An 18,817-nucleotide genomic window follows, 5' to 3' on the forward strand; every position below is an offset into this window, starting at 1 on the left:
ATTGTTAAGCGGCCTGCTTGCGCCGCTCTGCCAGCTCGTCGTTGAGCATTTCGGCCAGCAGGAAAGCGAGCTCAAGGCTCTGCGCCGCGTTGAGGCGCGGGTCGCAATGCGTGTGGTAGCGATCCGCGAGGCTCTGCTCGGTGATGTCGATCGCGCCGCCGGTGCATTCGGTGACATTCTGGCCGGTCATCTCGGCATGGATGCCGCCGCCGAAGGTGCCCTCGGCGCGGTGCACGGCGAAGAAGCCGCGCACCTCGGCGAGGATGCGCTCGAACGGGCGCGTCTTGTAGCCATTGGCCGCCTTGATGACATTGCCGTGCATCGGGTCGCACGACCACACCACCGGATGCCCTTCGCGCATCACGGCACGCACGAGCGGGGGCAGCGCGCCCTCAATCTTGTCATGGCCATAGCGCGTGATGAGCGTGATCCGCCCTGCCTCGCGGCGCGGGTTCAGCGCATCGAGCAGGCGCAGCAGCACATCGGGCTGCAGGCTCGGCCCGACCTTCATGCCGATGGGATTGCCGATGCCGCGCAGATACTCGACATGGGCCGAGCCTTCGAAGCGCGTCCGGTCGCCGATCCACAGCATGTGCGCGCTGGTGTCGTACCACTGGCCGGTGAGCGAATCCTGACGGGTCAGGGCCTGCTCATAAGGCAGCAGCAGCGCCTCGTGGCTGGTGTAGAAGCTGGTGCCGCCAAGCTGGGGCACCGTGTCCGGCGAGAGACCGCAGGCCTTCATGAAGTCCAGAGCTTCGCCGATGCGATCGGCCATCTCGCTGAACTTCTGGGCCCAGGGGCTGCGGCCCATGAAATCCAGCATCCAGCCATGCACCTTGTCGAGGCTGGCATAGCCGCCGGTCGAGAAAGCGCGCAGCAGGTTGAGCGTGGCGGCCGACTGATTGTAGGAACGGATCATGCGCGCCGGATCGGGCTCGCGGCCGTCCGCCGTGAACGCGATGTCGTTCACATTATCCCCGCGATAGCTCGGCAGCTCGACACCATCGATCGTCTCGGTCCCGGCTGAACGCGGCTTGGCGAACTGGCCGGCCATGCGACCCACCTTCACCACCGGCAGCTTGCTGGCGAAGGTGAGCACCACCGCCATCTGCAGCAGCACGCGGAACGTGTCGCGGATGTTATTCGGGTGGAACTCGGCGAAGGATTCAGCGCAGTCCCCGCCTTGCAGCAGGAACGCCTCGCCATTGGCGACCTTGGCCAGATCGGCCGTGAGGTTGCGTGCCTCGCCTGCAAAGACGAGCGGCGGAAAAGTCCCAAGCTGCGCCTCGGCTGCCGCGAGTGCCGCAGCATCGCGATAGATCGGCATTTGCAACCCTTCATGATCCCGCCAGCTCGCGGGCGACCATTTCGCCGTCATGATATTCCAGACTCCAAGCGTGTTCGCGCCACAACATGGGGTGTGGCGGACAAGGGGCAAGCCCCTACGCGTTTGAGGGCTTTGAGGCAAGGCGGTTGGGCACGGCGCTCCTAACGCGGCGCCGGGACGAACCGTGCGGCCAAAACTGTGAGAACCATCGCCAGCCCCGCCGCAATCCACAACGCCGAAGAGCCCAGCCTGGCATAAGCGAAAGCCCCGGCAATCGCGCCGGTCATCAGCCCGCTCCACAGGCCGAGATCGACTCGCCAGTGGCTCGCATCCTTGCCGGTCAGGCGGTTGGCGAGCGCCTGACCCAACCGGACGAGCGCGCCGGTCATGTAGGTGAGCCCGACCTTCACCTCGCCATTGTCAGCGAGCGCGGCATTTTCGGCGCCCATGGCCATGACCATGGCGGCCAGTGCCAGAGTGGGGGAAAAGGGTGCGGCGAGCGCGGCCATTAGGAGCAGCGCCGTCACCAGGCCGAGCACGGCCGGACGGCGATGCGCGCCCGCGCGATGCCCCACCAGTCCGCCCAGCACGACGCCCGTAACGAACCCGGCAATCAGGCCCGCGGCGGTCAGCGCGGCGCTGGAGCCCTCGCTGATCCCCACCGCCAACCGCGTCGAATTACCACTCATGAACGAGACGAAAAAGCCGCCCGCAGTGAGGAAGCCCAGCGCGTCCACGAAACCGGCCAGCGCGGAGAGCGCGATGGCGAGGTTGAGCAGGCGGGCGTCGGACCTCAGCATCGCTAACGCCTAATAATCCCGATTGAGGTCGGCGACATGCTCCAAGGGCTCGCCGGCCAGATAGTGGCGGATGTTCCGCGCGAACCGCTCGGCGCCGCGCTGGAAGGCGCTGGTCTGGCTCGGCCCCGCCAGATGCATGGTGACGAGCACATTCGGCGCGCGCCACAGCGGGTGTTCGGGCGGCAAGGGCTCGGGCGTCGCGACATCGAGGAACGCGCTGCCCAGATGCCCGGATTCCAGCGCGGCGATGAGCGCCGGCTGATCGATCAGATCGCCGCGCGCGATGTTGATGAGGCGAGCCCCCGGCTTCATCGCGGCCAGTTCCGGGGCGCCGATCATCGCCCGCGTCTCGCTGGTGTTGGGCGCGGCGATGATGACGAAATCGAACTCCCCGAGCCGCGGACGCCAGTCATCCGGACCGATCACCGCATTGGCACTGTCTGCCAAGCGACGCACGCCGGTCACCTGAACGCCGAAGGCGCGCAGGCGGGTGCCGATCTCCCGGCCGATGGCGCCGTAGCCGATCACCAGCGCCCGCGCGCCCAGCAGCTCGAAATTGCCCGGCGGTCGCGCCAGCCAGTTCTGCCGGTCATGGGCGCGCACGACCTCGTCCAGTCGCTTGGCGAGCACCAGCGCGCCCATGACGGCATAATCGGCAATCACGTCCGGCATCAGGCCGGCGCCATTGGTGAAGATCTGGCCGCGCGCGCGCATGTCCTCGATCGGGAACGCATCGAAGCCCACGATCACCGTGTGAATCCACTTGGCGTTCATCGCCGCGCGCGGACCCTTGGCGTAGACATTGCCGGCGAACTCGTCGAACCAGCCAATCTCCGCCTCCGGCGCGAGGGCCATCGCCTCTTCGGCCGTGGAGAAGCCACGCAATATGACGCGCCCGGCGAGCTCGGCGCCCAGCATGGCTTCCAGCCTCTCCCGCTGCGCTTCCGGCAGAACGATGAGCGGTTTATGCGCCATGATCGAGCCTCCATTCCCAGCCGAGCGGATCGCCGTCCATGACCTCGACGCCGGCGGCGAGCAGTTCGTCGCGCAGCGCATCCGAGGCCGCGAAGTCCTTGTCGGCCCGCGCAGCCTTGCGCCGGTCCATCAGCGCCGCGATCGCGCCTTCATCGATGGCCGTGGTCTTCGGACGCAGGCGCAGTGCTTCCCGCTCCAGTGCGAACAGCCCGAGGCCGAGCACGCTCTCCATCGCCTCGACCAGCGCGCGCTTCTCCTCGACCGGCACCTTCTTCATCGCCAGCGCCTCGTCCAGCACGGTGAGCGCCACCGGCGTGTTGAGATCATCGCTGATCGCGGCATCGAAGCGCTCCAGCAAGGGCGTCAGCTTGGGATGCGCCACCGCGTCAGCCGCCGCCACATCGCGCAGGGGTGCCGCGCTCATCAGCATGCGCTTGAGCCGGGTCAGCGCCGCGCCGAGATTGTCCCAGCTGAACTCCAGCTCCGAGCGATAATGCGCCTGCAGGCACATCATGCGGTAGGCAAGCGGATGATAGCCCCGGTCGATGAGCAATTGCAGCCGCAGGAACTCGCCCGATGATTTGCTCATCTTGCCGGTGCGATCGATCAGGAAATTATTGTGCATCCACAGCCGTGCGCCGGAATGGGCCGCGCAATCGAGATGGCCGTGATCGGCATCATAGCCCTGGATCGCCTGATTTTGGGCGATTTCATTGGGGTGATGGATCTCGCGATGATCGATGCCACCGGTGTGGATGTCGAACGGCAGGCCCAGCAACGCGCGGCTCATCACCGAGCATTCCAGATGCCAGCCCGGCGCCCCTTTGCCCCAGGGCGAGTCCCATTCCATCTGCCGCGTCTCGCCCGGCGGCGTCCTGCGCCAGATCGCGAAATCGGCGGCGTGGCGCTTGCCCTCGACCGGATCGATGCGGCTCTCGCCCTCGTCCGTCGCGGCACGCGCAAGGCGGCCATAATCGGCGACCGTGCTGGTATCGAAATAGAGCCCGGTCGGCAGCTCATAGCAGTGCTGGTCGGCAATACTCTTGGCGAACTCGATCATCTGCGGCACGAAATCCGTGGCAATCGACCAGTGCGCCGGCTGGCGTATGTTCAGCGCCGCCACGTCCGACCAATAGGCCTGGGTATAGTGCCTGGCGATGTCCCAGATCGACTGCGCCTGCTGCGCGGCCATCTTTTCCATCTTGTCCTCGCCGGCATCGCCATCGTCGGTCAGATGGCCGACATCGGTGATGTTGATGACGTGGGTGAGCTTGTAGCCCTTGAAGCTCAGCGTGCGCCCCAGCGTATCCGCGAACACATAAGCGCGCATGTTGCCGATGTGCGGATAATTATAGACCGTCGGCCCACAGCTATAGACCCGCGCCTCGCCGGAGTGGACGGGATCGAACGGCTCGAGCTGGCGCGTAAGACTGTTGAAGAGCTGGAGAGACGGGGCTTGGATCATGGCGCGCCCATGTGAGCGCAGCCAGCGCGCGGGTCAACAGGGCACGAAAGGCGGGGATGCGCTGACGGGGAAAGCGATAGCAATGGTCGAGGGCGGCGCAGGCACCGCCCCCTTGACCGAAAATCTCAGCCCTTGGGCGCGAGCACCATGAGCATCTGCCGGCCTTCGAGGCGCGGATAGGATTCGACCTTGGCGATCTCGGCCGTGTTCTCGGCGACGCGCTGGAGCAGCTGCATGCCGAGCTGCTGGTGTGCCATTTCACGGCCGCGGAAGCGCAGCGTGACCTTCACCTTGTCGCCCTCGCCGATGAAATCGACGACCTTCTTCATCTTCGTATCATAATCATGATCGTCGATGTTCGGACGCATCTTGATCTCCTTGATCTCCTGCGTCTTCTGGGTCTTGCGGGCGATATTCGCCTTTTTCTGGGCCTCGTACTTATACTTGCCGATGTCCAGGAACTTGCAGACCGGCGGGTCTGCATTGGGAGAGACCTCTACCAGGTCCAGACCGACGTCCGCTGCCTGCTCGATCGCCTCGCGCGTGAACATCACGCCCAGATTTTCGCCCTCTTCATCAATGACGCGCACCTTGGGCACACTGATGAATTCATTGTAGCGGGGGCCGTTCGCGGGCTGTGGCGCCATCGGGCGGCGCATCATCGGGGGACGTATAGCAGTTTCTCCTGTTGCCAATTCACATATGCGAGATGCGCACCTTACCGGTTTTCCATGAGAACGGAAAGAGGCCGTAGCGCGACACGAGGCGAACTGCGGCGCGAAGGCCACAGTTGCGTGCACCGTGCATTTAGGATCGCAAGCCGCTCACGGCAAGGGCCATCATCAGCGAGGCCGATGATGAACGAGCTCGGCCTTGCGGCATCCCTCAGCCCGGATGGCGGAAATGAATGAGCGGATAGGGCCGCCCTGCCGGATCGGTCTCTGAGCGCCCCGTGCGCACGAAGCCGCGCGCTTCGTAAAACGCGATGGCCTGAGGCGCCTGCTCGCTGGCGTCCACCTTTGCGCCGGGCACCAGCGCGAGAGCGTGCGCGACAAGAGCGCTGCCATAGCCCTGACCATGCACGGCCGGATCGACGAACAGCGAATCGATCTCGTCCTTCCCCATGCCGAGAAAGGCCTGGACGGTGCCGGCCGCATCCGTCGCGACCCACAGGTCGACCGAGGGAAGATGCTCGTGTTCAACCATCCGGTCGATCTCAACCCGGTCCTCCGGCGTGAGAAAGCCATGCGTCGCGTCGACCGCTGCCCGCCAGATCGCCAGCGCGCGCGGCAGATCGGCCCGAGTCGCCTTGCGGATGTGGATGCTCATCGGCTTCTCATCGTCTAGCTCCTCCTCTTCAGGGGAGGGGCTAAGGTTTGGCCAAATCCGGCGGCGTGGCTTCCGCCACTAGTTGCGCGATGACCTCCTCCACGCTCAGCACCTTCTGATGCTCGTCGCTGCCGAGGCGGCGCAGAGCGACGGTGCCCTCCTCCGCCTCGCGACGGCCGACGACCAGCAGATTGGGCACGCGCCCAAGGCTGTGCTCGCGCACCTTGTAGTTGATCTTTTCGTTGCGCAGATCGGTCTCGGCGCGGATGCCTGCGGCGCGCAGCTTTTCGACCACCTCGCTCGCATAGCCGTCCGCATCCGAGACGATGGTCGCGACCACCGCCTGCACCGGCGCCAGCCACAGCGGGAACTTGCCGGCATAATGCTCGATGAGGATGCCGATGAAGCGCTCATAGCTGCCAAAGATCGCGCGGTGGAGCATCACCGGGCGGTGGCGGGCGCCATTCTCGCCAACATAGCTCGCGTCCAGCCGCTCGGGCAGCACCCGATCGGACTGGATGGTGCCGACCTGCCAGGTGCGGCCGATGGCATCGGTGAGGTGCCATTCCAGCTTGGGCGCATAGAAGGCGCCTTCGCCGGGCAGCTCCTCCCAGCCATACTCGTCCGTCGCAAGGCCAGCGGCGATGACGGCGTTGCGCAATTCCGTCTCGGCCAGATCCCACATCTCGTCCGAGCCGAAACGCTTCTCCGGGCGCAGCGCAAGCTTGATCGAATAGGTAAAGCCGAAGTCCTTGTAGATGCGGTCGGCCAGCGCGCAGAAGGCGCGGACTTCATCGACGATCTGGTCCTCGCGGCAGAAAATGTGCGCATCGTCCTGCGTGAACTGGCGCACGCGCATCAGGCCGTGCAGCGCGCCATGCGGCTCGTTGCGGTGGCAGCAGCCATTCTCGTAGATGCGCAGCGGCAGATCGCGATAACTCTTGATGCCCTGGCGGAAGATGAGGACATGCGCCGGGCAGTTCATCGGCTTGAGCGCCATCCACTGCGCATCGTTCGACACCAGCGGGCCTTCGTCCTCGACATTCGGCACCTCGTCCGGGATGACGAACATATTCTCGCGATACTTGCCCCAGTGGCCGGACTGCTCCCACTGGCGCGCGTCCATCACCTGCGGGGTCTTCACCTCGTTGTAGCCCGCGTCATCGATGGCGCGGCGCATATAGGCCTCCAGCTGGCGCCAGATGACGAAGCCCTGCGGATGCCAGAACACGCTGCCATGCGCTTCCTGCTGGAGGTGGAACAGGTCCATCTCCTGCCCGATCTTGCGGTGATCGCGCTTGGCGGCTTCCTCCAGCCGGAGCAGATGGGCATCGAGCTGCTTCTTGTTGAGCCAGCCGGTTCCGTAGATGCGCGAGAGCATCGCGTTCTTCTGGTCGCCGCGCCAATAAGCACCGGAGACGCGCGTCAGCTTGAAGGCCTGCGGATCGACCTTGCCGGTGGAGGCGAGATGCGGCCCGCGGCACATGTCCAGCCAATCGCTGCCGGACCAGTAGACAGTCAGATCCTCGTCGCCGGGCAGTTCGGCCGCCCACTCGGCCTTGAAGCGCTCGCCCTGCCCTGTCCAGCGCTCGACCAGCTGCTCGCGGGTCCAGACCTCGCGGCGCAGCGGTTTGTCGGCAGCGATGATCTCGCGCATCTTCGCTTCGATGGCGGGCAGGTCTTCCTCGGTGAACGGCCCGCGATCCGCCGGCGCCGCGACGTCATAATAGAAGCCATCGTCCGTGGAGGGACCGAAGGTGATCTGCGTGCCGGGGAACAGCGCCTGTACCGCCTCGGCGAGGATATGCGCATAATCGTGGCGGACCAGCTCAAGCGCGTCCGCCTCGTCCTTGGCCGTCACCAGCGCCAGCTGCGCATCGGCCTCCAGCGGACGAGTGATGTCGACCAGCTCGCCATCCACCCGCGCAGCCAGCGCCGCCTTGGCGAGGCCGGGGCCGATCGCGGCGGCGATCTCCGCCGGCGTGGTGCCGCGCGCAACCTCGCGCTGCGAGCCATCGGGGAGCGTGATTGTCACCTGTTGCGTCATCGGTCTGGTTCCTGCTGTGCGGCTTGCCGCTTAGGCAAGTGCGGAAGACTTGGGAAGAGGCGGAACAGGCCGGATGCGCATGACCGCCCCGATCCGCTGCTGGGATGGGGCCTTCGGTCCTGCGCGCTTCAATCGATGAGGCGCGTGCCGACGACCCCGGTGCTAGTCCGGGTGGTGGGCGTAGTCGCGGCTGTGAAGCGCAGACGAGGCATGGCGGCTTTCATAAGGGGAGCGCGGAGGTTTGTCACCTGCTGGCGGGCATCCCTTACAGCGTCGTCGATTCAGCGCAGCCGAGCAAGCATCGACGCCGCATATGCCGCATAAGGGCCGATCCAGCGCTCGTGGATCGCGTGGATGGGCAGTGCATCGAGGTGATTCCAGCGCTCGCGCCCACGCTTCTCGGCGATCACCAGCCCGGCGCTCTCCAGCACGCCAAGATGCTGCATGACCGTGCAGCGATCCAGCTCCGGCAGGAGCGCGCACAGCATCCCGGTGGTTTGCGGGCCGCCCTTGAGCGCATCGAGCATCCGGCGGCGGGCGCGGTGACCCAGCGCCTTGAACAGCGCGTCGGCGCCATCCTCATTGTCCGTCTCGGGCTTTGCGATTTCAGCCTGCGTTGACATGTTATGTTTTTATAACATATGAGTCGCCCTATCAAGAGTCGGTGGTGCTTCCTTTGCGAGAGGATAGAGCATGGAGCTGAAGTTCACGGTCGGCGGGCGGATCGACAAGCCGGTGCATGAGGCATTTGAGGCCGTGGTGAACCCGGCCCACCTCTCCCAATTCTTCACCACGGGCGGGGCGCAGGGGCGACTGGAACCCGGCGCAACGGTGACCTGGGACTTTCATGATTTTCCCGGCGCCTTCCCCGTCGAGGTGGTCGAGGTGGAGCAGAATGCCCGCATCGTGCTGCGCTGGGCCGGTGCGGACGACGCCGTGACGCCGGACGCGCAGGGCCGCGCGCTCACCACCGTAACCATGACCTTCGCCGCGCTGGACGGCGGACGAACCCATGTGCAGATCAGCGAGGAAGGCTGGCGCGACAATGCGGCGGGCCTCAAAGCGTCCTACGGCAATTGCGAAGGCTGGACCGGCATGCTCTGCGCCATGCGCATATGGCTGGAGCATGGGGTAAATCTGCGCGACGGCTTTTATAAGTGACGAGCTGTCCCTGCCCACTGACCTGACGAGACCCACCCCGTCACCAATCCGTCATCCTCCCTTCATGTGCATGACGCCGTTCCGTCACCTCCCTGACGCAAGGCCTCCCTATCTGCCGCCCCCAGAACAAAACCTGCTTTTGGGGACTCACCACAATGAAACCGCTTTACCCGACTTTCCGGGCCGCTTTGCTGTGCTCGGCCATTCTGCTTGCCACGCCTGCCTTCGCGCAATCCGCACTCGTGCCGGAGGCCGAGAGCGAGGCTGGTGCGGATGGCGATACGATTGTCGTCACCGGCCAGCGCCGCGCGCAATATGAGGCGACGGCGGAGAAGCGCGAGGCGTTTGCGGTGATGGATGCGATCTCAGCCGACGATATCGGCAAGCTGCCGGACCATAATACGGCGGCGGCGCTGCGGCGCATTCCGGGCCTGTCCGTGCAGGAGGATCAGGGCGAGCCGCGCTTCCCGGTGCTGCGTGGCCTTCAATCCACCTACAACCGCACGACGGTGGACGGCGCGCTGGTGGCGGGCGTGGATTCGGGCGGGCGCACCGTGCCGCTGGACATCGTGCCCTCCGTGATGGCGGGGCGGATCGAGGTCATCAAGACGGTGACGCCGGAGAATGACGCCAATGCCGTCGGCGGCATCATCAACATCACCACCCGCAGCGCCTTCGATGCCGGCCGGCCGTTCTTCAACGGCATCGCGTCCTATGGCATTTATGAGCAGCATGGCGAGGTGCGCAACAGCAAGCCCTCCTACCGGCTGGCCTTTGCCGCCGGCACCACCTTCGGCGCGGACGACGAATGGGGCATCGTGATCGGCGCGAGCCAGGAGCAGCTCGATTACGACATTCCGCAGATCGAAGTCGCCAGCCCCTCCGTGCGCGAATATACCGCCGCCGGCGCCCCGGTGGACAGCGGCGCGGCGACCGGTAACGGCATCCAGGTGCCGACCCAGCACCGCCTCTTCTGGTACAACAACACCAAGCAGCGCACCGGCGGCAACGCCAAGCTCGAATGGCGCCCCTCCGACACGTTCCGCTGGGAGCTGTCCGGCGTCGTCGCTCGCACCGAGGACGATGAGGAGCGTATCGAATATCGCATGGAGCCGGTCGGCAATGTCGCCAACCAGACGGAGACGAGCGGCCAGTTCGCGCGCGGGCGCATCATCGTGCAGCTCAACCAGCCGATTACGCGGCGCCTCGTTGCGCTCGGCCGCACCGCCTTCGCCTGGGATGGCGGCGAGCAATGGAAGCTGGATGGTGACGCGGTGTTCTCGCTCGGGCGGATGCGCGTGCCCAATGAAAGCATCGAGTTCCGCACCCGCGATGCCGACGCGACCCGCTATGCCTTCAGCTATGACACGTCGGACTTTTATCCCGTCTTCACACCGACCAACGCCGCCGCAGCGGTGAACCCGCAGAACTTCTATCTCCAACAGCAGCGCAGCAATCTGGAAAAGTCGCTGGAGAAGAGCGGCCAGTTCCGCCTGAACTTCACTTATGGCGATGACAGCATCGATGGTGGCATCAAGCTCAAGACCGGTGCCGTGCTGCGCCTCACGAGCCGCAAGAACGAAGTCGAGCGGACCGACTACAAGGCTGCCAGCGGCTTCACCTATACGCTCGACAAGGTGGTGACCGCCGGGCCGAGCGAAGCGATCCGCGACAAATTCTACATTCCGATCCGCATCGATGCGCAGGCCTTTCCGGCCTTCTATCAGGCCAATCAGAGCCGCTTCACCACCACCGTCGCCTCGAAGGCGGGCGACTATAAGGTCAACGAGGACGTCTATGCCGGCTATGTGCAGGGCAGCACCCGGATCGGCAATGTCACGCTGCTCGGCGGCCTGCGCTATGAGCGCACGGACGTCTCCTCGGATGCCTATCGCACGCTCGGAAGCGCGCTCACCCAGATCACGACGGACGGCAGCTATGGCAACTGGCTGCCCAGCGCGCACATCCGCTGGGATGTGACCGATCGCGTCGTGGTGCGCGGCGCCTATACCAACACCATCGGCCGGCCGGATTATTCCTCCATCGCGGCCAGCGAGACGCTCAGCTTCGATGGCAGCCAGCCAACGCTGTCCCGTGGCAATCCGGGCCTCAAGCCGCGCGAGAGCCGGGGCTTCGATCTCTCCTTCGAGTTCTACCCGAAGGATGGCGTGATCTCCGCCGCTTTGTTCCACAAGAAGATCAAGAACGAGATCTTCACCCTCTCCAATGTGGAAACGATCGACGTCGGCCGGGGGCCGGAGAGCGTGCTCGTCTCCGAACCGCGCAATGCCGAAACGGCGACCATCAAGGGCCTGGAGCTGAACCTGCAGCAGGCGCTGACCTTCCTGCCCGATCCGTTCGACGGACTGGGCGTGAGCGCCAACGCGACCTTCCTCGATACGCGCTTCACCTTCCTCACCACGGCCGGCCCGCGCGTGACCGGCCTGTTCCTCCAGCCGGACACGGTGTGGAACGCCTCGGTCTATTATCAGAAGGGCAAGTTCGAGGGGCGCCTGTCGTACAACTATATCGGCGGCTTCCTGGAGACGATCAACGACACCATCCCCAATGCCGACCAATATTGGAAGAGCCGTGGCACGCTGGATGCCAATATCAGCTATCGCGTCACCTCCAATATCACACTGTATGCCGAGGGGCAGAACCTCAACAATCAGGGCCGGCGCGAGCTGGTCGGGCCCGGGCGCACCTACCTGCAGGAATCCGCCGAATATGGCCGGACCTTCTGGTTCGGCGTGGCGGCGAATTTCTGATGGGCCTGCTTCTCGCTCTGGCGGCCAGTGCCGCTGCGGCGGCAGCGGCGGCGGGGACACCCGCTGCCGCCCCGCCCCAGGGCCAGCCGGCCGAAACGCTGCGCCGCATCCCTGCCGAGGAAGCGCGGCAGGGCGTGGCGGTCGGCCCGAACGATGTCTATGCCGTCGCCAACTGGACCATCGCCCGCTACGATCGCAAGACCGGCGCGCGGCGGGCAGTCTGGACCGGCGAGCCGGCGCGCTACCCGCACATCAACAGCTGCGCGCTCATCAAGGCCGAGCTGGTGTGCGCGGCCTCCAACTTCCCCAGCGTGCCACAGGCCAGTTCGGTCGAGATCTTCGATCCCGTCACCCTCGCCCACAAGCGCACCGTCTCGCTCGGCCTTGGCACCGGCTCGCTGACTTGGGTCGATTGGCATGCCGGACACTGGTGGGGGCTGTTCGCCAATTATGACGGCAAGGGCGGCGAGGCACCGCGCGACCACCGCCACACCACCCTCGTCCAGTTCGATACGGACTGGCGCCGCACGCAAAGCTGGGCGCTGCCCGCCACGATCCTCGAGCGGATCGCGCCGATGAGCATCTCGGGCGGCGGGTTCGGCCCCGACGGGCGGCTGTGGCTCTCCGGCCATGACAATCCCGAGCTCTATGTGACGCAATTACCCAAGGGCGGCGCCACGCTAGACCATATCGCCACCGTGCCAATGGAGGCGGAAGGCCAGGCGATCGACTGGGACGAGAACCGGCCCGGCATCCTGTGGGGCATCAGCCGCAAGACCCGCGCCATGCTGGAGATGCGCGTGCCGCCGCTGCAGAAATAGGGCGGCGGCGGCGCCCCTCGCGCAACGCCGCCCAAGAATACTCACGCCCCGGAACGATCCCCGCATCGCGTCGGTTCTCAAGACGAACCCATCTACGGAGAACGCGACATGATCCGATCCTTCCTCATCGGCCTGGTGGCCGGGCAGCGTGGCATGACGCCCTTGGCGGCAGTGGCGACGGGCACGCGCAAGGGGGATATTCCGGTGGTGCTGCCTTTGCAGGGCTTGTTGCGCAATCCGCTGATCGCGGCGGGCACGGCGTCGCTGGCGGCGGCGGAGATGGCCGGCGACAAGATGAAGAGCGCACCCGACCGGATCGTGCCGATCGGCCTCGCCGTGCGCAGCGTGACGGCGGCCTATGCCGGCGCCGCCCTGGCGCCGCGTGGCCGCCGCGGGCTGGGCGCGGCGGTCGCAGTCGGGACGGCGCTGGCCTCATCTTATCTCGGCTGGCGCCTGCGCTGCGCGGCGATGCGGCGTTATGGGCAGACCGCGACCGGCTTTGTCGAGGACGCCCTCGTGCTCGGCAGCGGCCTTGCGATTGCGAGCCCAAGTGTAGCCGGGGCTGAACGATCAGCCTAGGCGGCGAGGGAAAGGTTGAATGCCGCGCTGGGTGGCCGTTGTCCGATATTTCGATTGGTGAGCTGCCATTCCCGGTACGACGACTTTGCGGACATTCTCTTAGCGCTGGAATGTCCTGAAGGCGCCTTACAGATTACCGGCGAGGGTTGTGGTTTTGAGGACGAAGTCCATTGCCGGAGTGAAGCAAAGCCACACGACAAGCAGCGACATAATTACTAGAAGAAGATTGGTCGCGACCGAGCCAATCAAAGGTCGCAAGGCCATTTTCAAAACCGCCGACGCCAGCCAGGTCCCTACTCCAATCGACATCGCGATGACTAGCGTCCACATGACCCCGTTCAGGATGTGAAAGCCATCGTTATCGTGGCAACCCGATCCAGCTTCACAATCGCCCATGATGTTGCCAACAAACACAGCGAATCCCATCCCGACAAAGAGAAGGGCGCTAGGCAGACAGCCAAAAGGCATCGCTGTTTGAAGATGATGCTTAAACGAAGCGATGGTCATATCGTGATGCTACCGCCGCTCTCATCTGCGGTTCAAGCCAGAAGACCACAATCGGGATGTCCGCTCCCCACGCCAAACTGGCCGCTCATCCATCCTTCGTCACCTCTCCAAAGCGGCTATGGCTGTGGTCCAACCTTGGTGTTGAACGCGGACTGATCAGGCGCGACGCCATTGCCGGCATTCCCTCCGTTCGTCCTGAGTAGCTGCTGAGCTTGTCGAAGCGGCGTATCGAAGGCTGGCCTGTGCGCTGCGATGCTTCGATACGGGTCTTCGATACGCGCCTGCGGCGCTACTCAGCACGAACGGGGAAAATCGGCAAAGATCGCATTTCGACGTCGACCCAGCGACCCCGGCCGCCCTTCGCAGATGTTCCGTCGCACAGTAATTTGTCCACAGCACCGCAGAGCATTTCAATAAAAATGCCGACGGACGCGGGATGGGAGGCGCTGCCCCTCATCCAACATGGCAGGTGCGCGCCGCGACGGTCTGGCAGACGGACGTCGCGCCTATCCTTGCAACGACGGCCGCGCCCGGACGGGGGAGATGGCGCGGCCGTCGGTGCTCATGGCTGCGTGCAGCTGATCTGCGCCGCAGACTGATCCGATGTGTCGCCCGCCCGCCGGGCGATGGCGGGCGCCGCGCAGATAGGGCGCTGGATGCCGTTGAGGCCGGACATCGGCCCGGCGGTTGCGCTCAACTGATCGGGCCGCTTGCCCTGCTCCACCCACGCGACGAGGGCACCGAACGCATCATATTGATCCGTCGCCGGGCCGCCGGCGCAATGGCCCATGCCGGGCACTGGGAAGACGCGCACGAACTCGCGCGCGGCGCCCTTGTACCGGGCATCGACCTCGCCCCACCAAGCCAGCGTGTCGTTCACCGAGAAGACCGGGTCCGACATGCCATGCGGCACGATGAGCTTGCCGCCCCGCGCGCGAAACGCATCGAGGTCGTTCGAGCGCGCGCCGATATCCTGCCAGGCCGAGCGCGTGAACGGCGGCACCACCGCCTCCACGCCGGCGCGAGCACGATCCATGTCGAGGCGCATGGCCCAGGCCAGCAATTCGTCAGGCGTGGCGCCGGCCAGAGCGGGCGGCGTCATGAAGACGGCGGCAAGCGAAGGCAGGCCCATGGCGACATTGATCGGCGGCACGCTGCCATCGGGCGTGCCCAGCATCCAGATACGCCAGCCCATGTCCGCCCAGCCGGCATCCCACGGGAAACCAGGATAGATTTGCGCGCCCTTGCTGTCCCGCGCGCCCTCGTGAATGCGCACCAGCGCGTCGAGCTGTGGCTGGGAGAGGCAGCCCTCGGCCTTGTCGCCCTTGCACAGGCTGGCGCGCAACTGCGGGAGCACCCTGGCAGAGGTGCACTGGCCGACCGCGCCGATCAGGCCATCGGTCATGCCGTCGAGCGCGTCGCAGGCGGTGCGCACGGCCTGCCCGACCAGCGCGAGATCGCCCATGCTGAAACTTGCGCGCAGATTGGCAAGCGTCACCGGCTTGCCCGATGCCTGCACGACGGAGGCAAAGGCCTGCGTATTCCACGCCTCGGCAATCGCGGCTTTGGGCAGCGAGAAGCCGGGCGCGGCCGCGACAATCCCGTCGAACAGATCCGGGTAGCGCTGGGCGAGCATCATGCCCTCCTGCCCGCCCTTGGAGCAGCCGACGAAATAGCTCTGGCGGGGGTCGCTGCCGTAGAACTGGCGGATCGCCGCCTTGGCCGCATGGGTGACGACCGGCAGCGAGGTGCCGCCATAATCGGCGCGCGCCTGCGGATCGAAGCCGAAGGCGCTCGCGCCGCCGCGGGCGGGATCGCTATTGGTCGCATTATCGTGCCCGCTATCCTGCGAAAGCACGGCATAGCCCTGCACCAGGGCCGGCGCTGCGGCGGTCAGCCGGCCAATGGCGTCGCCCAGCTCGCCGTTGGTGCCGCCCCCGCCCGAAAAGAAGAACCGCCCGTTCCACGCCACCGGCAGGCGCAGATGGAACCTGATCGCATAGGCCTGGCCATCGACGCCGGTATGCGCGCGCGTCGCACCGACGATGGCGCAATGGGCCGGCAGCTCGACCGGCGGCGGTGTCATGCCGGGAGGGCCGGGCGGCACCGGCGCGGGGCCGGCGGGATTAAAGGTCGCGCTGAGCAGGTGGGTGGAGGCATCCGGCCAGTGACCCGCCATCCTTGCCCCGAGCGCGGCGCATCGGGCGGTGGCGTCCGCGATGGTCGCGGCGGGCATTGCGGAGGTCGTGCCCGAGGGCGGGGCTTCGGTCGCCCGGAGCTGATGAGGAAGAAGCGCGAGGATGGCCGCAAGCGGCGCAAGCATAAGGCGATGCATGGTCATGACGGTCTTCCGCTCCTCTCCACAAGGCGCCCTCACAGTAAACGCGTGACAGCGAATCAGCAATCGATTACAAATTTCGTGCAGAATGACTCTGTCCGGGAACTGTCGGGGTGTGGCCGCGATGTTGATTTCCATTGCACGCCCCTCCCCATTCTCGCTCAGCGGTAACTGTGGACCGCGCGCCACAGGCAGACTATTTTCTTTTTCATATAAATGAAAGGATTCGCCGAAACAAACGAAACCTCATAGACCAATAGCACAGCACGTCGCGATCCTCTGCCAGGCTCATGGAAGCCGCCAAAAATGGATGAGGCAAAGGCGCAGTCGGCGAACTGAAAATGAAAATGAGAAGCCTCGCGCGCACCTGAAGGCACAATAGCCAAAGGGCCGGGGAAACAGACAAGGGAGAGGGAGGATATGAAAGCCAATCGACAGGTTTATGCCGTCCGCGCACTGCTGACGTTGCTTTCGTCAACGACATGCATCGTTGCGATGGCACCCGCACTGGCGCAGCAAAACCCACAGCAAGGCGAGGGTCTGGAAGAGATCATCGTCACCGCTCAACGGCGCGAGGAAAATCTCCAGAAGGTCGCCGTCGCCGCTACCGCGCTCTCAGGCCAGGGCCTGGTGGAGAAGGGCGTCACCCGGGTGGACGAGTTGCAGACGGTCGTGCCCTCGCTCTCCGTTACCGACGCCGGGCTGACGCAGAACGTCAACATTCGCGGCATCGGCCTCGCCAGCGGATCACCCGCAGTGGCCAACGGCGTGGCGACCTATGTGGACGGCATCTTCCAGCCGCCCATCGTTACCACCTCCAGCTTCTACGACATTGCCACGGTGGAAGTGCTTCGCGGGCCGCAGGGCACGTTCGTCGGCTCCAACTCGACCGGCGGCGCGATCTTCATCAACACCCGCAACCCCAATCTTGCGGGCGTGGAAGGCTCCATCGAGGGCTCGATCGGCAATTATGACGCCCGCAGCGTGGAAGCGGTGCTCAACCTGCCGCTCTCGCGCACGCTGGCCATTCGCGGCGCCGGCAAATGGCGCACGCGCGATTCCTTCTACACCGACATCGGTCCCGCCGGCAGCTCGGCCGGTCGGCTCGATGAGCTATCGGGCCGCTTTGGTGCGCTGTGGAAGCCGACCGAGAGCTTCCAGGCGCTGTTCAAGCTCGAAGCCGCGGACAAGGAAACCGGCGGCTATGCCTACCGCCCCATTACCGGCACCGCCTATGCGGCCTATCGCACCAGCGATCCGCGCCTGATCGACTATGATACGCCGACGCAGAATGACGAGAAGGCGATCCAGGCCTCGCTGGAACTGCGCTACGAGCTGGGCTCGGGCATTACCCTGCGCTCGCTCAGCGGCTACCAGAACAAGCGCATCTTCAACCTCTACGACAGCGATGCGACCAATGCCGCGCGCTACACCGCAGCCTTCCCGGTGGCGACGCAGCAGCAGTTCGTGCGCGAGCGGGTGTGGACGCAGGAGTTCAACATCATCTCGCCGACCGATCAGGATCTTTCGTGGATTGTCGGCGGCTATTATCAACGCAACCGGATCGACGTGATCATCGAGAACCGCTCGAATGGCTTCCCGACGGACATTCTGATCGACAATGACAAGACCACCACCGGCGTCTTCGGCCAGGTGACGTACAAGATCACGCCGCAACTCGCGCTGGACGTGGGCGCCCGCTACTCGCACTTCTCGGTGACCGGCGGCGGCAGCGTCTCGATCGGTCGGGGCATCCCCACCTTCCCGCCAAACGGCTTGCAGGTGGCGGATCTGAGCGGCGATCACAAGGACGGGCGGATGACCGGCAAGGTCTCGCTCAATTGGACGCCGGACGAGAACAACCTGTTCTATGCCTTCGTCGCGCGTGGTTACAAGCCGGGCGGTTCTAACTCGCTGGTCTCCGAGTTCGATCCGGAAACGGTGATCGATTATGAAATCGGCTGGAAAGCGACGATGCTAGGCGGCGCGGTTCGCACCCAGCTCGGCGCCTTCTATTATGACTATAACGACTTCCAGTTCGACGCGCTGGATACGTCAACGGGTCAGACGGGGGTGACCAATCTTACCGGCGCAACGGTGAAAGGCGTAGAGGCGCAAATTCAGGCGCGCGTCTCTGGCTTTACATTCGATGCCGGCGTGGCTTTCGTCGACTCTTCTTTGGGCGATGCCACGTTCGTCGATACGCGCGCCCTTGCCCTCGCCTTCCCGGGGGTCACACCGGTCCAGCAATGCCCGGCGAACCAGGCTACCAACCTTCCGACCTGTATCAACTATACGCCGTTTCTGCGAAACACCGGCGGCGGCACCAATCTCTACTCGCCCAAATGGACCTATAATCTGGGTGCGCGCTACGACCTGTGGGTGGGCGACGTGAAGATCACCCCCAGCGTCAGCTACGCCTATGTCGGCCCGCAATGGACCTATATCCTTTACTCCCCCGTTAGCGACCGGCTGCCATCACGGGGTCTGCTCGGTGCCCGGCTCGGCGTGCAGAAGGGTAATCTGCTGGTCGAAGCCTATGGCACCAACCTGACCGACGAGACCTATGTCTCCGGCCAGTTCGGCAATAACGAGTTCTACGGCGCTCCGCGCGAATATGGCGTGCGGGTTCGTTACGACTTCTGATTGAGAGATGGGGCTGGTTCACTCGCTGTGGCCGGCCCCGCTCCTCTCCTG

Annotated in this window: 15 protein-coding genes; 5 read left to right on the forward strand and 10 right to left on the reverse strand. The window is 65.1% G+C overall.

Annotated features, from left to right (window positions below):
• Positions 1–4: 4 nt before the first annotated feature.
• From M2333_RS11110 to M2333_RS11145, 8 genes are all read right to left on the reverse strand, one after another.
• A complete protein-coding gene (locus tag M2333_RS11110; RefSeq protein WP_264611784.1) occupies positions 5–1,378 on the reverse strand; it encodes a class II 3-deoxy-7-phosphoheptulonate synthase in 1,374 nt (457 codons plus the stop codon).
• A gap of 110 nt (positions 1,379–1,488) precedes the next feature.
• Positions 1,489–2,127 carry a YoaK family protein gene (locus M2333_RS11115; protein WP_264611785.1) on the reverse strand — a complete coding sequence of 213 codons (639 nt, stop codon included), beginning with the start codon at positions 2,125–2,127 and terminating at the stop codon, positions 1,489–1,491.
• Positions 2,128–2,136: 9 nt separating this feature from the next.
• Entirely contained in the window at positions 2,137–3,102 is a 966-nt protein-coding gene (locus M2333_RS11120; protein WP_264611786.1) for an NAD(P)-dependent oxidoreductase, read from the reverse strand.
• Entirely contained in the window at positions 3,092–4,567 is a 1,476-nt protein-coding gene (gene cysS, locus M2333_RS11125; protein WP_264611787.1) for a cysteine--tRNA ligase, read from the reverse strand. Before cysS ends, M2333_RS11120 begins: the two co-directional genes overlap by 11 nt.
• A 125-nt stretch (positions 4,568–4,692) precedes the next feature.
• Positions 4,693–5,229, reverse strand: coding sequence for a translation initiation factor IF-3 (gene infC, locus M2333_RS11130; RefSeq protein ID WP_181558636.1), 537 nt, complete (start codon positions 5,227–5,229; stop codon positions 4,693–4,695).
• A gap of 223 nt (positions 5,230–5,452) precedes the next feature.
• Positions 5,453–5,896: an acetyltransferase gene (locus M2333_RS11135; protein WP_264584216.1), complete on the reverse strand. Its 444-nt coding sequence runs from the start codon at positions 5,894–5,896 to the stop codon at positions 5,453–5,455.
• 40 nt (positions 5,897–5,936) lie between these two features.
• Complete coding sequence (gene thrS / locus M2333_RS11140; RefSeq protein ID WP_264611788.1) at positions 5,937–7,943, reverse strand: threonine--tRNA ligase; 2,007 nt, start codon at positions 7,941–7,943, stop codon at positions 5,937–5,939.
• 281 nt (positions 7,944–8,224) lie between these two features.
• On the reverse strand, positions 8,225–8,566 hold the full coding sequence (locus M2333_RS11145) for an ArsR/SmtB family transcription factor (RefSeq protein WP_264611789.1): 342 nt from the start codon (positions 8,564–8,566) through the stop codon (positions 8,225–8,227).
• A gap of 70 nt (positions 8,567–8,636) precedes the next feature.
• Between M2333_RS11145 and M2333_RS11150 the strand changes: the two genes are divergently transcribed.
• The 4 genes from M2333_RS11150 (at position 8,637) to M2333_RS11165 (ending at position 13,275) form a co-directional block, all read left to right on the forward strand.
• The gene (locus tag M2333_RS11150; protein WP_264611790.1) at positions 8,637–9,104 is read left to right on the forward strand and encodes an SRPBCC family protein; all 468 of its coding nucleotides are present in this window, start codon (positions 8,637–8,639) and stop codon (positions 9,102–9,104) included.
• Between the two features lie 155 nt (positions 9,105–9,259).
• Positions 9,260–11,875 (forward strand): TonB-dependent receptor, encoded by a 2,616-nt coding sequence (locus M2333_RS11155; RefSeq protein ID WP_264611791.1) that lies wholly within the window; start codon positions 9,260–9,262, stop codon positions 11,873–11,875.
• Entirely contained in the window at positions 11,875–12,696 is an 822-nt protein-coding gene (locus tag M2333_RS11160; RefSeq protein WP_264611792.1) for a hypothetical protein, read from the forward strand. Before M2333_RS11155 ends, M2333_RS11160 begins: the two co-directional genes overlap by 1 nt.
• 108 nt (positions 12,697–12,804) lie before the next feature.
• Complete coding sequence (locus tag M2333_RS11165; protein ID WP_264611793.1) at positions 12,805–13,275, forward strand: DUF4126 domain-containing protein; 471 nt, start codon at positions 12,805–12,807, stop codon at positions 13,273–13,275.
• A gap of 126 nt (positions 13,276–13,401) precedes the next feature.
• Here the strand turns inward: M2333_RS11165 and M2333_RS11170 are convergent, their stop codons facing one another.
• Together M2333_RS11170 and M2333_RS11175 are read right to left on the reverse strand one after the other, a co-directional pair.
• Positions 13,402–13,782: a hypothetical protein gene (locus M2333_RS11170; RefSeq protein WP_264611794.1), complete on the reverse strand. Its 381-nt coding sequence runs from the start codon at positions 13,780–13,782 to the stop codon at positions 13,402–13,404.
• A gap of 562 nt (positions 13,783–14,344) precedes the next feature.
• Complete coding sequence (locus tag M2333_RS11175) at positions 14,345–16,123, reverse strand: tannase/feruloyl esterase family alpha/beta hydrolase (RefSeq protein ID WP_264611795.1); 1,779 nt, start codon at positions 16,121–16,123, stop codon at positions 14,345–14,347.
• Between the two features lie 417 nt (positions 16,124–16,540).
• Between M2333_RS11175 and M2333_RS11180 the strand changes: the two genes are divergently transcribed.
• The gene (locus M2333_RS11180; RefSeq protein ID WP_264611796.1) at positions 16,541–18,766 is read left to right on the forward strand and encodes a TonB-dependent receptor; all 2,226 of its coding nucleotides are present in this window, start codon (positions 16,541–16,543) and stop codon (positions 18,764–18,766) included.
• Positions 18,767–18,817: the final 51 nt, after the last annotated feature.

It is taken from the genome of Sphingobium sp. B11D3B (genome assembly GCF_025961735.1).
Lineage (GTDB): Bacteria > Pseudomonadota > Alphaproteobacteria > Sphingomonadales > Sphingomonadaceae > Sphingobium.

Coding starts and splice junctions, on each gene's coding strand:
- M2333_RS11110 (WP_264611784.1), bottom strand. CDS start 1,378: ATGACGGCGAAATGGTCGCCCGCGAGCTGGCGGGATCATGAAGGGTTG.
- M2333_RS11115 (WP_264611785.1), bottom strand. CDS start 2,127: ATGCTGAGGTCCGACGCCCGCCTGCTCAACCTCGCCATCGCGCTCTCC.
- M2333_RS11120 (WP_264611786.1), bottom strand. CDS start 3,102: ATGGCGCATAAACCGCTCATCGTTCTGCCGGAAGCGCAGCGGGAGAGG.
- cysS (WP_264611787.1), bottom strand. CDS start 4,567: ATGATCCAAGCCCCGTCTCTCCAGCTCTTCAACAGTCTTACGCGCCAG.
- infC (WP_181558636.1), bottom strand. CDS start 5,229: ATGATGCGCCGCCCGATGGCGCCACAGCCCGCGAACGGCCCCCGCTAC.
- M2333_RS11135 (WP_264584216.1), bottom strand. CDS start 5,896: ATGAGCATCCACATCCGCAAGGCGACTCGGGCCGATCTGCCGCGCGCG.
- thrS (WP_264611788.1), bottom strand. CDS start 7,943: ATGACGCAACAGGTGACAATCACGCTCCCCGATGGCTCGCAGCGCGAG.
- M2333_RS11145 (WP_264611789.1), bottom strand. CDS start 8,566: ATGTCAACGCAGGCTGAAATCGCAAAGCCCGAGACGGACAATGAGGAT.
- M2333_RS11150 (WP_264611790.1), top strand. CDS start 8,637: ATGGAGCTGAAGTTCACGGTCGGCGGGCGGATCGACAAGCCGGTGCAT.
- M2333_RS11155 (WP_264611791.1), top strand. CDS start 9,260: ATGAAACCGCTTTACCCGACTTTCCGGGCCGCTTTGCTGTGCTCGGCC.
- M2333_RS11160 (WP_264611792.1), top strand. CDS start 11,875: ATGGGCCTGCTTCTCGCTCTGGCGGCCAGTGCCGCTGCGGCGGCAGCG.
- M2333_RS11165 (WP_264611793.1), top strand. CDS start 12,805: ATGATCCGATCCTTCCTCATCGGCCTGGTGGCCGGGCAGCGTGGCATG.
- M2333_RS11170 (WP_264611794.1), bottom strand. CDS start 13,782: ATGACCATCGCTTCGTTTAAGCATCATCTTCAAACAGCGATGCCTTTT.
- M2333_RS11175 (WP_264611795.1), bottom strand. CDS start 16,123: ATGACCATGCATCGCCTTATGCTTGCGCCGCTTGCGGCCATCCTCGCG.
- M2333_RS11180 (WP_264611796.1), top strand. CDS start 16,541: ATGAAAGCCAATCGACAGGTTTATGCCGTCCGCGCACTGCTGACGTTG.